General features: G+C 72.4%; 15 protein-coding genes. 12 read left to right on the top strand and 3 right to left on the bottom strand.

What is annotated here, in order from left to right; translation table 11 throughout:
• Window positions 1-27 precede the first annotated feature (27 nt).
• The 9 genes from proC (at window position 28) to FB465_RS14930 (ending at window position 7,917) form a co-directional block, all read left to right on the top strand.
• Window positions 28-855 (top strand): pyrroline-5-carboxylate reductase, encoded by an 828-nt coding sequence (gene proC / locus FB465_RS14970; RefSeq protein WP_145791047.1) that lies wholly within the window; start codon window positions 28-30, stop codon window positions 853-855.
• A 140-nt stretch (window positions 856-995) separates the two neighbouring features.
• The gene (locus tag FB465_RS14965) at window positions 996-1,649 is read left to right on the top strand and encodes an HAD family hydrolase (RefSeq protein WP_145791046.1); all 654 of its coding nucleotides are present in this window, start codon (window positions 996-998) and stop codon (window positions 1,647-1,649) included.
• A gap of 99 nt (window positions 1,650-1,748) precedes the next feature.
• Window positions 1,749-2,963 (top strand): MFS transporter, encoded by a 1,215-nt coding sequence (locus FB465_RS14960; protein ID WP_145791044.1) that lies wholly within the window; start codon window positions 1,749-1,751, stop codon window positions 2,961-2,963.
• Window positions 2,964-3,020: 57 nt separating this feature from the next.
• Window positions 3,021-4,220: an acetoin utilization protein AcuC gene (locus FB465_RS14955; protein ID WP_145791043.1), complete on the top strand. Its 1,200-nt coding sequence runs from the start codon at window positions 3,021-3,023 to the stop codon at window positions 4,218-4,220.
• The gene (locus tag FB465_RS14950; RefSeq protein WP_145791041.1) at window positions 4,217-5,056 is read left to right on the top strand and encodes a phosphatase; all 840 of its coding nucleotides are present in this window, start codon (window positions 4,217-4,219) and stop codon (window positions 5,054-5,056) included. Before FB465_RS14955 ends, FB465_RS14950 begins: the two co-directional genes overlap by 4 nt.
• Window positions 5,057-5,172: 116 nt before the next feature.
• Window positions 5,173-5,382: a helix-turn-helix domain-containing protein gene (locus FB465_RS14945; RefSeq protein ID WP_145791039.1), complete on the top strand. Its 210-nt coding sequence runs from the start codon at window positions 5,173-5,175 to the stop codon at window positions 5,380-5,382.
• Window positions 5,383-5,541: 159 nt separating this feature from the next.
• Window positions 5,542-5,658, top strand: coding sequence for a 30S ribosomal protein bS22 (locus FB465_RS14940; RefSeq protein ID WP_425311139.1), 117 nt, complete (start codon window positions 5,542-5,544; stop codon window positions 5,656-5,658).
• 155 nt (window positions 5,659-5,813) lie between these two features.
• Window positions 5,814-6,899 carry an NAD-dependent epimerase/dehydratase family protein gene (locus tag FB465_RS14935; RefSeq protein ID WP_145791037.1) on the top strand — a complete coding sequence of 362 codons (1,086 nt, stop codon included), beginning with the start codon at window positions 5,814-5,816 and terminating at the stop codon, window positions 6,897-6,899.
• A gap of 7 nt (window positions 6,900-6,906) precedes the next feature.
• Window positions 6,907-7,917: a lysophospholipid acyltransferase family protein gene (locus FB465_RS14930; RefSeq protein ID WP_145791035.1), complete on the top strand. Its 1,011-nt coding sequence runs from the start codon at window positions 6,907-6,909 to the stop codon at window positions 7,915-7,917.
• A 62-nt stretch (window positions 7,918-7,979) separates the two neighbouring features.
• Here FB465_RS14930 and FB465_RS14925 read toward each other — a convergent pair whose 3' ends face one another.
• The 3 genes from FB465_RS14925 to FB465_RS14915 form a co-directional block, all read right to left on the bottom strand.
• Entirely contained in the window at window positions 7,980-9,173 is a 1,194-nt protein-coding gene (locus FB465_RS14925) for a DUF5667 domain-containing protein (protein WP_145791033.1), read from the bottom strand.
• Between the two features lie 256 nt (window positions 9,174-9,429).
• Window positions 9,430-10,266: an ECF subfamily RNA polymerase sigma factor, BldN family gene (locus FB465_RS14920; RefSeq protein WP_425461178.1), complete on the bottom strand. Its 837-nt coding sequence runs from the start codon at window positions 10,264-10,266 to the stop codon at window positions 9,430-9,432.
• 413 nt (window positions 10,267-10,679) lie between these two features.
• Window positions 10,680-11,633, bottom strand: coding sequence for an HAD family hydrolase (locus FB465_RS14915; RefSeq protein ID WP_145791032.1), 954 nt, complete (start codon window positions 11,631-11,633; stop codon window positions 10,680-10,682).
• 161 nt (window positions 11,634-11,794) lie between these two features.
• Here FB465_RS14915 and FB465_RS14910 point away from each other — a divergent pair, with 161 nt between their 5' ends.
• The 3 genes from FB465_RS14910 (at window position 11,795) to FB465_RS14900 (ending at window position 13,901) form a co-directional block, all read left to right on the top strand.
• Window positions 11,795-12,076, top strand: coding sequence for a glutaredoxin family protein (locus tag FB465_RS14910; RefSeq protein ID WP_145791030.1), 282 nt, complete (start codon window positions 11,795-11,797; stop codon window positions 12,074-12,076).
• A gap of 149 nt (window positions 12,077-12,225) precedes the next feature.
• Window positions 12,226-12,933 carry a 3'-5' exonuclease gene (locus tag FB465_RS14905; protein WP_145791028.1) on the top strand — a complete coding sequence of 236 codons (708 nt, stop codon included), beginning with the start codon at window positions 12,226-12,228 and terminating at the stop codon, window positions 12,931-12,933.
• 101 nt (window positions 12,934-13,034) lie between these two features.
• Window positions 13,035-13,901, top strand: coding sequence for a redox-sensing transcriptional repressor Rex (locus FB465_RS14900; protein ID WP_211785787.1), 867 nt, complete (start codon window positions 13,035-13,037; stop codon window positions 13,899-13,901).
• Window position 13,902: the final 1 nt, after the last annotated feature.

Raw genomic sequence — 13,902 nt, 5'->3', positions numbered from 1 at the left:
GCCCCAGCAGCGTACGAAGGAGCGGCCATGAGCAGCAGCAGCGCACACGGACAGAAGATCGCCTTCCTCGGCACCGGCAAGATCGGGGAGGCCCTGCTCTCCGGCCTGCTGCGCGCGGGCAAGGACCCGGCCGACGTCATGGTCACCGCCCGCCGCCCGGAGCGCGCGGAGGAGCTCGTGACCCGGTACGGCGTCGCCGTGGTGACCAACGCCGAGGCCGCCAAGCTCGCCGACACCCTGATCCTGGCCGTGAAGCCGCAGGACATGGGCTCGCTGCTGGACGAACTCGCCCCGCACGTCAGCCCCGACCGGCTGGTCATCTCGGCCGCCGCCGGTATCCCGACCGCCTGGTTCGAGGCCCGCCTCGCCGCCGGTACGCCAGTGGTCCGGGTGATGCCCAACACGCCCGTCCTGGTGGACGAGGGCATGAGCGTGATCTCCGGCGGCTCGCACGCCGAGGAGAAGCACCTGGAGCGGGCGGAGGAGATCTTCCGCTCGGTGGGCAAGGCGCTGCGCCTGCCGGAGTCCCAGCAGGACGCGGCCACCGCGCTCTCCGGCTCGGGCCCGGCGTACTTCTACTTCCTGGTCGAGGCGATGACGGACGCCGGAATCCTGCTGGGCCTGCCCCGGCACGTGGCGCACGACCTGATCGTCCAGTCGGCGATCGGCGCCTCGATCATGCTGCGCGACTCCGGCGAGCACCCGGTCAAGCTGCGCGAGGCCGTCACCTCTCCGGCGGGAACCACCATCGCGGCCATCCGCGAGCTGGAGAACCACGGGGTCCGCGCGGCGCTGCTCGGCGCGCTGGAGGCGGCCCGCGACCGCTCCCGCGAGCTCGCCTCCGGCGGCAAGTAACGTGTGCAACTGGGCACCCCAGGGGCGCGGGGAACTGCGCGAGGGGGACCTGCGGACGTGCACGGTTGATCGCGCACGCAGTTGATCGAGCAGAGACTCGCGCCCCTGCTCGGGTTGCCCTCGCAAGTAGGCTCAACCAAATGACGTACGACCTGGTGATCTTCGACAATGACGGTGTGCTCGTGGACAGCGAGCCGATCTCCAACCGGGTGCTGGCCGAGTACCTCACCGAACTCGGCTACCCGACCACCGTCGAGGACTCCTACCGGGACTACATGGGCTGCGCCGCGCACACCGTGCACGACGTGATCGGCGAGCGGTACGGCGCTCGGCTGCCCGAAGGCTTCGACGAGCTCTTCCACGGCCGGGTCTTCGCCGCCTTCGAGCGCGAGCTCACCGCCGTCCGCGGGGCCGAGCAGGTGCTGAAGACCCTTCAGCAGCGCGGCGTCCCGTACTGTCTGGCCTCCTCCGCCCACCACTCCTGGATCCGTACCGCCCTCGACCTCACCGGCCTGCGCGGGTACTTCGCCGAGCAGCGGATCTTCAGCGCCCAGGACGTCGGCGTCGGCAAGCCCGCCCCCGACCTCTTCCTGCACGCCGCCGCCACGCTGGGCGCCGAGCCCGCCCGCTGCCTGGTGGTCGAGGACAGCCGCAACGGCGTCCTGGCCGCCCGCGCCGCCGCGATGGACGTGTACGGCTACGCCGCCCTCACCGCCCCCGCCAGGCTCACCGACGCCGGCGCGACCGGCCTGCTCACCGAGCTCCCCGAGGTGCTCGCGCTGCCGGCGCTCTGAGACCGGCTGAGAACAGTTCGGTCGCACCCCTCCCGCAAAGCCGCCCGAGCACCTACGCTCTCGCCAACATCCGCTTACCGGTGAGTAGCGAGGTCGTTCATGCAGCAGGAGATCACGGCACGCCTGCGGCAGGCCCGCGCGGCCCTGGCGGTCAGCTTCCTGCTGCAGGGCATCACCTTCGCGCTGCTGGTCACCTGCATCCCCGAGATCCAGAAGCAGTACGGGCTCAGCGACTCCCTGCTGCCGGTCTTCCTCGCCGCCGTGCCGATCCTGGCCGGCGTCGGTTCGATCGGCTCCGAGCAGCTGGTCAAGCGCACCAGCGCCCGCGCCGTCCTGCGGGTCGTCCAGCCCGCCGTCTGCCTCACCCTCGCCGGGGTCGGCCTCGGCGACGCGCTGTGGCAACTCGGGCTCGCCCTAGGGGCGTTCGGCCTGCTGGTGGGCGCTCTGGACGCCAGTATGAACATGCTGGGCGTCGGTCTCCAGCACCGTTACGGCCGCAGCATCATGCTGGGCTTCCACGCCGCGTTCAGCCTCGGCGGCATCGTCGGCGCCGCGATCGCGGGGATCGGGGCACACTACGACCTCGGCCTGACCACCCTCTTCGGCGGCGCCGCGGGCGTCCTCATCCCGCTCGCGCTGCTGGCCGGCACCCGCTTCGCCGGCCGCGCCGAACTCGGCGACGCCGTACGGGAGGCCGCCGAGGCGGCAGCCCGCTCGATCCCCTGGAAGCCGCTGCTGCCGCTCTGCCTGGCGATGGCCGTCGCCTACATCGCGGACGCCTCCGTCTCCAACTACAGCGTCAAGTACCTCACCGACGGCCTGCACAGCCCCGAGGACGTCGCCAAGCTCTCCTACCTCGGCTACATGGTCGCCATGCTGCTCGGCCGCACCCTCGGCGACCGGGGTGTGCAGCGCTGGGGCGCCGTCCCGGTGGTGCGGACCGGCGCGGCCGTGGCGGCGCTCGGCTTCGCCATCGCCGCCGCCGCGCCCGCGCCGTGGGCCGGGATCGCCGGCTTCACCGTGCTGGGCCTGGGGATCTGCGCGATCATCCCGCAGGTCTTCGCGGCCGGCGGCCGGCTCTTCCCGCAGGACTCCGACGCAGCCGTGGCCCGGCTCAATCTCTTCAACTACGTCGGGTTCCTGGTCGGCTCCCCGCTGGTCGGCGCCGTGGCGGACGCCAGTTCCTACCGCCTCGCGCTGCTCGCGCCCATGCTGCTGGTGCTGGGGATCCTGCCCCTCGGCGCCCACTTCGCCCCCGCACCCACCGCCGCCGCCCGGCCACTGCGCGAGAGCGCCCCCGCCGAGACGTCCTGACCCGGCCGGGTGTGCCCCTGCGCCGGGCGAGGGTCACCCAGCCACTACCGTTGGACCATGTCCGAAGCCGAGCGTGACGCCCCCCGCGGCCTGCACCTCTACTGGGACGAGGGCGTCACCGCGTACGACTTCGGCCCCGACCACCCGATGGACCCGACCCGGCTGGCGCTCACCATGCGGCTGGTGGAGGCCTTCGAGCTCACCACCGCGCCCGGCGTGACCGTCCGCGCCGCACGGCCCGCCGGAGACTCCACGCTGCGCCTGGTGCACACCGCCGAGTACGTCGAGGCGGTCAAGCGCGTCGCGGCCGACCCGACCCACGTCGACCGGCGGCACGGCCTCGGTACCGAGGACAACTGGGCCTTCGCTGCCCAGCACACCGCCTCCGCCCTGATCGCCGGTCAGTCCGTGGCCGCCGCCGAGGCGGTCTGGCGCGGCGAGGCCGGACACGCCGTCAACTTCGCCGGCGGCCTGCACCACGCGATGCCCGACCGGGCCTCGGGCTTCTGCATCTACAACGACGCCGCCCTCGCCGTCGCCCGCCTGCTGGAGCTCGGTGCCGAGCGGGTCGCGTACGTCGACATGGACGTCCACCACGGCGACGGGGTGCAGCAGGCCTTCTGGAACGACCCAAGGGTGCTCACCGTCTCGATCCACGAGCACCCGGCCACCCTCTTCCCGCAGACCGGCTGGTCCACCGAGACCGGCGGCCCCGACGCCCCCGGTTCGGCGGCCAACCTCCCGCTGCCCGCCGGTACCGGCGACGCCGGCTGGCTTCGTGCCTTCCACGCCTTCGTCCCCGAGCTGCTCGGTGCGTTCCGCCCCCAGGTGGTGGTCAGCCAGCACGGTGCGGACACCCACCTCGACGACCCGCTGGCCCACCTCGCCGTCACCCTGGACGCCCAGCGCATGGTGGCCGAGGCCGTGCACGACCTGGCGCACCACTACGCCGACGGCCGCTGGGTCGCCCTCGGCGGTGGCGGCTACGCCGTGATCGACGTCGTCCCGAGAGCCTGGACGCACCTGGTCGGCATCGCCGCCGGGCGGCCCGTCGACCCGGCCGCCGAGACGCCCGAGGTGTGGCGCGGCGAGGTCTTCCGCCTGACCGGGCAGGAAGGGCCGCTGCTGATGACCGACGGTGCCAAGCCCGACTGGCGGGACTTCCACGACCACGGCTACGACCCCGAGGACCGCCTCGACCAGGCCGTCCTGGCCGCCCGTCGTGCGGTCTTCCCGCACCACGGGCTCATTCCGTGAACCGGGCGGAGCTCCGCGCCCACCTGATCCGCCATCGGCTGGCCGGCCCGGACATCCCGACACCGCGTCAGAAGAACCTCCGCAGCTACCGTCTCTTCGGCCAGGGCGACCCGGGCGCGCTGATGGGACTGGACCCCGAGCGCCGCTGGGGCCCCGGCGCGGTGCTCGACCTGATGGCCGAGCGGTGCGGCGTCCACCCCGACTTCTCCTACGGCCAGGGGCCGGACACCATCGACCCCGAGCGCACCCTGGACGGCCTGGACCGGCTCGCCGCCCTGGTCCGCCGCACCGCCCGCCGCCGGGGCACCGTGCTGGCCGGCACCGGGCACCCGACCAAGCTCACCGGCTTCCACGCGGCGCTCGCCCGGGCGCTCGAAGCAGCCGGCTGCACCCTGCGCACCCCCGCGCGGGGTACGCGCTTCCGTGAGCCCACCCCCGACGGGACCCGGACCTGCACCCTCGACTACGTCCGCTCGGTGGCCGTCGTCCGGGCTCTTGACGCACCGCCGTCGCGGGCGGGCAGAATCAGCTCCGAGACCCTGCTGCACACCCACTCGGCACAGCCCGTACGGCTGGCGCTGGCCGCCCTCACCGAGGCCGGCGAACCGCTGCCCGACCTGGTGCTGGGCGACCACGGCTGGCTCTGCGGGGCCGGCCGGCTCGGCATCCCGGCGGGCGGCTTCGCGGACTCCAACGACCCGGCGCCGTTCGTCGGCGAGGCCGAGGGCACGGTCGAGGTGGTCGTACCGGTGGACGACGGTGCGCGGCCGGAGTGCTACAGGGCGCTGAGTGACTACGTACTGCAACGGGCGGATCTCGCACCGTACAAGGACTGAGCTTCCCCCTCTTCCCACTGGTACCACCCTTAACTACTCTGGGGATACACGTGTGCCGGTGGAGTCACCGGAGGGGAAGCCGGTGCCTTGCACACGGGTAAGGGTCGGGTGAGGTCATGAGTTCCGGCGAACGCCCCCTGCAGGAGGTCGTCTTCCTGACCGTGGCGGAGGTTGCCTCGGTCATGCGGGTGTCCAAGATGACGGTGTACCGGCTGGTGCACAGTGGAGAGCTTCCGGCCATCCGGGTCGGCCGCTCCTTCCGGGTCCCCGAACAGGCGGTGCACGAGTACCTGAAGGACTCCTACGTGCGCCTCGAGAGCGCGTAGGACCGACCAGTGGTGCGGGCCCACAGCCGGTGGGCCCGGCACCCGTTTGCCACAGATTTCCCGCACGTTCCGGGCACGATTACTGCGCTGGCCGTGCGGAAGGTAGGCTAGGCGCTCCGTCAGTCGTATGGACTCCGTCTCTCACGGGCGAGAGTCTTAGTGAGCGAGGGTTGTTCCGTGGGCTCTGTCATCAAGAAGCGTCGCAAGCGTATGGCCAAGAAGAAGCACCGCAAGCTTCTGAAGCGCACTCGCGTTCAGCGTCGCAACAAGAAGTAACACCCACGGTCGCGCCCTGCGCGCCAGGTGTGCGCACTGCCCGTCCCGGTGGATATTGCCGGGGCGGGCAGTGGCGTTTGCGTCGTGGAAACAGGCGCGCGGTACGGTGCAGGCAGGGCTTCAGCTCGATCTTCGGCCGAGGAGGGCGCAGGGCAGTGGGCAAGGTCGTGCTCGTCACCGGCGTGGCACGCCATCTCGGTGCCCGCTTCGCCGCGGCGGTCAGCCGCCGTCCCGACGTCGACCTGGTGGTCGGCGTGGACGTGCGGGCGCCGCGCGGGAACGTTCATCCTGATTTCCGCTTCGTCCAGGTCGACCTGCGCCGCCCGGCCATCGCCCGGGTGATGGCCGAGCACGACGTCGACACGGTGGTGCACCTCAACGTCAGCGCCTCGGGCCCCGGCGGCCGTGCCGCGGTCAAGGAGACCAACGTCATCGGCACCATGCAGTTGCTCGGTGCCTGCCAGAAGGCCCCCGGCCTGCGCCGCCTGGTGGTGAAGTCGACCACCGGCGTGTACGGCTCCGCGCCGCGCGACCCGGCCGTCTTCGGCGAGCGGATGCAGCCCAAGGACCTGCCCCGGGGCGGCTTCGCCAAGGACGCCGCCGAGGTCGAGGGGTACGTCCGCGGCTTCGCCCGGCGCCGGCCCGACGTCGCGGTCACCGTGCTGCGCTTCGCCAACATCCTCGGCCCGGCCGGGGACACCCCGCTCAGCGACTACTTCGCGCTGCCGGTGCTGCCGACCGTGCTCGGGCACGACCCGCGCCTGCAGTTCATCCACGAGGACGACGCCGTGGAGGTGCTCCGGCTGGCGGCGCTCGAACCCCGGCGCGGCACCACCAACACCGGGACGTTCAACGTCGCGGGCGAGGGCGTGCTGCTGCTCTCCCAGTGCGCCCGCCGGCTCGGCCGCCCGACCGTACCCCTGCTGCTCCCCGCGCTCAGCCTGGTCGCCGGCCTGGTCCGGCAGACCCGGGTGGCCGACATCTCGCCCGAGCAGATCCGGCTGCTCACCCACGGCCGGGTGGTCGACACCACGCAGCTGCGCGAAACCTTCGGGTACACGCCGAAGTTCAGCACCCCGGAGGCCTTCGCCGACTTCGCGGCCGTCCAGTCGACCGGGCTGCTGCCGCCCGAGCGGCTGACCGCCGTCACGGACCGGCTGGCGGCGCTGCTGGGCCCCGAGCCGTCAGACCCGCCCCGCCCGTCCCACCCGTCCCACCCGTCCAACTCGTCGAGGAGCTGAGGCTGCGATGACTGCCGCGAGAGAGTACGCACCCGGCGAGGCGAGGGTCATCCCGATCGAGTCCGCGCCGAGCTGGCACGGCAGCGGGGAGCAGGGGCACCTGGCGGACCGGATCGCCGAGGCCGTCGGCGGGGCACTGGCGGGCCCGCTCGGCTCGGCGGCCACCAGGGCCTTCGGCAAGGGCTGGGAGGGCCGTGCCGCCAACGGCCTGGCCTTCCTGCGCCGTCGGATCACCGGCGACTACGAGGTGGACGAGTTCGGCTTCGACCGGGAGCTCACCGAGGAGGTCTTCCTCTCGCTGCTGCGCCCGCTGGCGGAGAAGTACTTCCGGGTCGAGGTACGCGGTGTCGAGAACATCCCGGCCGAGGGCGGGGCGCTGATCGTCGCCAACCACTCGGGGACGATCCCGCTGGACGCCCTGATGACCCAGGTCGCCATCCACGACCACCACCCGCAGCAGCGGCACCTGCGGATGCTCGCCGCCGACCTGGTCTTCGTCATGCCGGTGGCGGGCGAGCTGGCCCGTAAGGCCGGGCACACCCTGGCCTGCAACGAGGATGCCCAGGCGCTGCTGGAACGCGGCGAGGTGGTCGGGGTCTGGCCGGAGGGCTTCAAGGGGATCGGCAAGCCCTTCTCCGAGCGGTACAAGCTGCAGCGCTTCGGGCGGGGCGGGTTCGTCGCCTCGGCCCTGCGTGCTCAGGTGCCGATCGTTCCCTGCTCGATCGTCGGGGCCGAGGAGACCTACCCGATGATCGGGAACGCCAAGACGCTGGCCCGGCTGCTCGGCCTGCCGTACGTGCCGATCACGCCGACCTTCCCGTGGCTCGGGCCGCTCGGGGCGGTGCCGCTGCCGACCAAGTGGACCATCCAGTTCGGCGAGCCGATCGCGACCGACAGCCACCCGCCGGAGGCGGCGGACGACCCGATGCTGGTCTTCAACCTGACCGACCAGGTGCGCGAGACCATCCAGCACACCCTCTACAAGCTTCTGGTGCAACGGCGTTCGGTCTTCTTCTAGCAGGCCCCCCGAGATGCGGAAGTGGCTGTGAGCACTGTGCTCACAGCCACTTCCGCGTCATCTCAGCCCAGCGTGATCTCCGGCAGCAGGCCGGGGATCAGCGGCGGGATGGTGATGCCCTGACCGTCCGGCGTACCTTGCGCCGGGGCGGACGGGGCGGCCGAGTCACCGGACTTGGGGCTCTGGCCGGCCGCCGGGCTGCTGGAAGCCCCGCTGCCGGTCAGTCCGTTGGTGAGTCCGTTGACCAGGCTGCCGACACCGGCGGCGGCACCGCCCGGCGCCGGACCGCCGTGGGCCGTACCACCGGAGGAGCCGCGCGAGTTCGGCGTGTCCGCCGAGCCCTGCGCCTCGCCCTGGGCCGGGCTGCTGGTCGAGCCGGGGGCCTGCTGGCCGCCGCCCGCCCCACCGTGACCGGGACCGCCGCCCTTGCCGGGCTGCTGCTCCAGGTGCAGGGGCGCGACGTCCTCGCTTATGTCGCTGAAGAGTTCGTCGACCCTGCTGGCCTGGGTGGTCAGCTGCCCGGGCAGCTTGCCGTGCAGGGCGGCCCAGCGCTCGTCCTCACCGTCGGCGAAGCCGGCCAGCTTGCGCATCGGCGCGAGCGAACCGTTGCTGCGGTAGACCGAGCGGAGCAAGTCCCGCCCCCGGATGGCCTCGGCGTGCATGTCGTCCAGCGCCCGGCGGACCTGCTCGACGGTGCCCGCACTGAGCCCGGACGGCGAACCGGCCCGCCCGAGCAGGTCCTGCGCCTCCTCCAGCCGGGTCGAGGCCTGGTCGAGGAGCAGTGCGCCGCGCTCGGTGTCGGAGCCCGCCCAGTCCAGCTGGAGACCCTCCAGGCCGCGCTTCATCCCGTAAAGCGCGTCCCCGGGAAGGGCGTTGGTGCTCGCCGCGGCGGCGCCCGCGAAGCTCCCGACGGCGACCCCGGCGACCAGCCCGCCGATCGCGAGCCGGCGACCCCAGCGGCTGCGCTGGGCCGCCCCGGCCGCTCGATGCCTGCGCTGCTGCGGCACCCGCGCCGCCGGTCCACCGGCCCAGGCCTGCTCGAACGCGGCCATCAGCTGGGCGCGTTGGACCGTCCTGACCTCGGTGCTCAGCTCGGGCTCGGGCAGCGCGCCGAGCGCTCCCGCCATGGTGAGCAGCTCGGCCATCGCGGTGGAACCGCCGTGGTGGCTGCTGCCGGGTCTGCTCTCTGCCTGGTGGGCCTCCAGCGCCTCGGCGAAGGCCTTCGCCCGCCGGTGCTCCAGCACGTTTGCCGTCACGGGCCACACCTCCCTTCGTCGTTGTCGACTCCCCGGCCTGCCGGACGGTTGCCTCGGCGGGCCAAAACCACACCATCGGGTGACAGGTCCTGGTCCTGCTTGACCGCGAGCCCGGTGGGGGTTTGCACGCTGGCCAACGAGCGGTGCCGGGAGTCGGTTACGCACGACTGATCATGTGACCGCCCATTCACCCGCACGTGTCGGCGGGGAACGGACGGTGACGGCCTGTCGGATATCGCCCCGGAGGTACCCGCGTTCACCGCGCGTCGGGGGGCAGCAGGCGGGCGAGGGTGCGCACCGCGCGGTACTGGAGCGTCTTGATGGCGCCCTCGTTCTTGCCCATGATGCGGGCCGTCTCGGCGACCGAGAGGCCCTGCAGGAAGCGCAGCGTGACGCACTCCTGCTGCTGCGGGTTGAGCCGCCGGACGGCGTCCAGCAGGGCGGCGTTGGAGAGCGACTCCAGCACCGAGTCCTCCGGGCTGCGCTCGCACTCGTTGGAGTCGAGCATCTCGCCGGTGGTGACCTCCAGCCGGAAGCGGCTGGACTTGAAGTGGTCGGCGACCAGGTTGCGGGCGATGGTCACCAGCCAGGCGCCGAAGTCCCGGCCCTGCCAGGTGAAGGTGCCGATCCGGCGCAGCGCGCGCAGGAAGGTCTCACTGGTCAGGTCCTCGGCGGTGGCCCGGCTGCCGACCCGGTAGTAGATGTACCGGTAGACGGTGTCGGAGTAGTGGTCGTACAGCCGCCCGAAGGCCTCGCTCTCGCCGTTCTGGGCCCGCTCGACCAGCTCCATGATCGGGTTGTGCTCGGTCTCGAAGCCCGGGCTGGGAGCGGTTCTGGTACGGCTGCGGGTGCCGCCGCCGACCGCGGCGCGGCTGCGGGTGCCCGGACCGCTGGTCGTGGTGGAGCGCAGGGCGGTGCCGGGGTGGGGCGTCCCGCCGCCGGCCAGGGCGGGCCCGGCCAGGGCCGGTTGGGGCACGTACAGCTCGAACTCGCGGATCGCGGTCCACAGGCGGTCGAGGCGCGTACCGGGGCGCAGGATGGCGGGCGACGGGCGGGAGGTGGCAGGCGCGTCGTTCCGGACGGGTGGGTACACGGGACTCCCAGAGGCAGAACTGTGGACGGATCACCTCCGCCTGCGCGGAGAGCACACTTCCTGACCCCCCGTCACAGGGGACGTGTGGGTGGCGTGCATCCAGGAGAGAATAACGCTTTGTGCAATGACAGCTACACCCTGTTGTCGAAGTGGTCGTTTGAGATCCGCTTGGGGTGCATATTCAGCTGGAACTGACCGGACGTGGCGTCATCCGCCCGGCTCAATGTGATCGCTTGTGCGCACCCTGTGACCAATTCGGCGGCCTGTAGCGCCGTTTCCCTGCCTCGGGCCCCGGCAACCCCAGACTTTCTCAAGTAGTCGAACGATCGGATCCGGTCAGGGCCGAACCCGAACGGAGGCGTCGTCGGGCGTGCCTGATTTTCGCCCGTAAGCGTGAGTCGCCGAGGGGGGTTTCAGGCGTGCTGCTGACCGGAGCGGCGCCGGATGGCCACCGCGGCGGCGGTCGCCCCCGCCAGCACGCCGAGCCCGGCGGCGGCCGGGATCCCGATCCTGGCCGCCTTCCGGCCGGTCCGGAAGTCCCGTACCCGCCAGCCCATCGCCCGGGCGTGGCGGCGCAGCGCGGCGTCCGGATTGACCACGTACGGGTGGCCGACCAGCGTGAGCATCGGGATGTCGTTCGCGGAGTCGCTGAACGCCGCGCAGCGGCTCAGGTCGAGCTGCTCGCGGCGGGCCAGCGCCCGTACCGCCGCGGCCTTGGCCTCGCCGTGCAGCAGGCCGCCCACCAGCCGGCCGGTGTAGGCGCCGTCGACCGCCTCGGCGACGGTGCCGAGGGCGCCCGTCATGCCGAGCCGGCGGGCGATGATCCGGGCCACCTCCTGCGGGGCGGCGGTGACCAGCCAGACCCGCTGGCCGGCGTCCAGGTGCATCTGCACCAGCGCGCGGGTGCCGGGCCAGATCTTCTCGGTGATGACCTCCTCGAAGATCTCCTCGCAGATCTGCTCCAGGTCGGCGGTCCGCTTCCCGGCCACCAGGCCGAGTGCGGTGTCCTGGGCGTCGGCCATGTGCGCCGGGTCCTCGGCGCCGTACAGCCGGAACCAGGCCTGCTGCCAGGCGAAGCGGGCGACGTCGCGCCGGCTGAAGAACCTGCGCCGGTACAGGCCGATGCCGAGGTAGAAGATCGCCGCGCCGCGCAGGATGGTGTTGTCGCAGTCGAAGAACGCGGCGGCCTGCGGGTCGCCCGGGGTCGGGGTGTGGTCCTCGGCGGGGGCCTTGGGGCGGCCGGGCTTCTTCGGGGGCTCGCTGAGCAGGAGGTCGGCCTCCGCCGCGTCGGCGGCGGCCTCGCCCGCCAGGGCGGTCCGCTCGGTGGGGGATCCCTTTGCCTGGTTGAGCCTTCGCAGCGCGGCCATGCACCGAGCATAGTCAGCGCCGGGGCGTCTCTCCGTGACCGCGGTGTGCAGGCACAGTTAACAGCCCGCATCGGCGGAGTTATCCCGGCCGAGGAGCGTCGGCATCGGATCGGGAGCGCGCCGAGGCGAGTGGGCGGTGGAGGTCGGAGCACAATGGGCGGGTGAGCCCACTGCTGCGACGTGACGACAAGAAGAAGAGCCCCGCCGACCGGACGGTCACGCTGGTGGGCAAGCCCGGCTGTCATCTGTGCGACGAGGCCCGCGAGGTGATCGTCCGGGTGGCCGGTGAACTCGGGGCGTCGTTCGAGGAGAGGGACATCACCCAGGACGAGGAGCTGTACCGCAAGTACTGGGAGCAGATCCCGGTGACCCTCATCGACGGGCGGCAGCACGACTTCTGGCGGGTCGACGAGCGCCGCCTCCGCGCCGCCCTCGGTGCCTGAGACCAACGCCACACCCCCGCCGATCGGCGGGGGTTGGACGCCAAATCGTTGTCCGAAAAATGAAGATCGTCTTATGTTCTGCTCGATTCGTCGGCTTACGATCTAACGGTTTTGTGTCCGTCGGGGGCCGAAGACGGAGGAGAGCCGCCATGCTTCCGACGAGGAGCGGCTACGCCGTGGTCGACGTCGAGGCCACCGGCCGGAGCCCCTGGCGCCACCGCGTGGTCGAGGTGGCCGTGGTGCTGCTCGACGGCCGACTGCGGGCCGAGGGCGAGTTCTCCACCCTGATCGACCCCGTCGGCCCGGTCGGCCCGACCCACGTCCACCGGATCTCCCAGGACGACGTGGTCGGCGCCCCCCGCTTCCGCGAGGTCGCACCCCACCTGCTGGAGCTGCTGGCCGGCCGGATCCTGGTCGGCCACCACGTGACCTGCGACCAGGCCTTCCTGGAGCGCGAGTTCGCCCGGATCGGCGTACCGCTGCCCCCCGTACCCCTGCTCTGCACCATGCGCCTGGCCCGCGACCACCTCCCCGAGGCCGGCGGGTACGGCCTGGCGGCCTGCGTGGAGGCGGCCGGCCTCGGCTGGTACCCCGCGCACACCGCGCTCGGCGACGCCCGGGCCGCCGCCGACCTGCTGCGTCACTGTGTCCACGCCCGCGGCCTGTCCGGCCCGCCCGCCGACTGGGCCGAATCGCTGCCCGAGGCGGCCGGGGTGCCCTGGCCGCGACTCGGCGAGGCGATGTCGCGCCGACAGGCGGGTCCGCCTCCGCTGATCCGCCGCGAGGCACCCTTCGGCCCGTGGCCACTGGGCACCGAGCCCCCGGGTGTCATGCTGACCGCATGGGGCGGTGAGTGATGCGCATCACTGTGCGGGGACAAATCGGACACCATCTTTGTGCACACGTTCACAAACGCATAGCCTGGCTGCCAAAGCCCAGCTTCACCCACAGGAGCACCGTGGCAATCGGCCGATCCACCCAGAGCACTTCGCAGACGCCCGACGCAGGCGCCGCGCGCCGACCCTCGCGTGCCCGGGGCATCCCGGAGGCGACGGTCGCCCGTCTTCCGCTGTACCTGCGCGCGCTGACCGCGCTCTCCGAGCGCTCGGTGCCGACGGTCTCCTCCGAGGAGCTGGCCGCCGCCGCGGGGGTCAACTCCGCGAAGCTGCGCAAGGACTTCTCGTACCTCGGTTCGTACGGGACCCGAGGCGTCGGCTACGACGTCGAGTACCTCGTCTACCAGATCTCCCGCGAGCTCGGCCTGACCCAGGACTGGCCGGTCGTCATCGTCGGGATCGGTAACCTCGGCCACGCCCTCGCCAACTACGGCGGCTTCGCCTCCCGCGGCTTCCGGGTGGCGGCCCTGCTGGACGCCGACCCGGCCGTGGTCGGCAGCAGCGCGGCCGGGCTGCCGGTCCGGCACATGGACGAGCTGGAGGCGATCGTGGAGAGCCAGCAGGTCTCCATCGGCGTCATCACCACCCCGCCCGGCGCCGCCCAGCAGGTCTGCGACCGGCTGGTCGAGGCCGGCGTCACCAGCATCCTCAACTTCGCCCCCACCGTGCTGACCGTCCCGGACGGCGTGGACGTGCGCAAGGTCGACCTCTCCATAGAGCTCCAGATCCTCGCCTTCCACGAGCAGCGCAAGGCCGGCGAGGAGCCCGACCGCGGCGACTCCGTGCTAGACCGCGCCCCGGGCCCGGTGCGCGCCGCCGCCGCGAAGCTCCGCCGCGCCGCGGGCGGCACCGCCAAGGCCGAACCGGCCAAGGGCGGCAAGCCCGCCAAGGGCACCGAAGGAGATCTGTCAGCGGTGATGCCCGCGTGAG

The sequence above is a fragment of the Kitasatospora atroaurantiaca genome (assembly GCF_007828955.1).
Taxonomy (GTDB): domain Bacteria; phylum Actinomycetota; class Actinomycetes; order Streptomycetales; family Streptomycetaceae; genus Kitasatospora; species Kitasatospora atroaurantiaca.
Note: the sequence above shows the minus strand (reverse complement) of the source record. Positions and strands in the feature narration are given on the sequence as shown.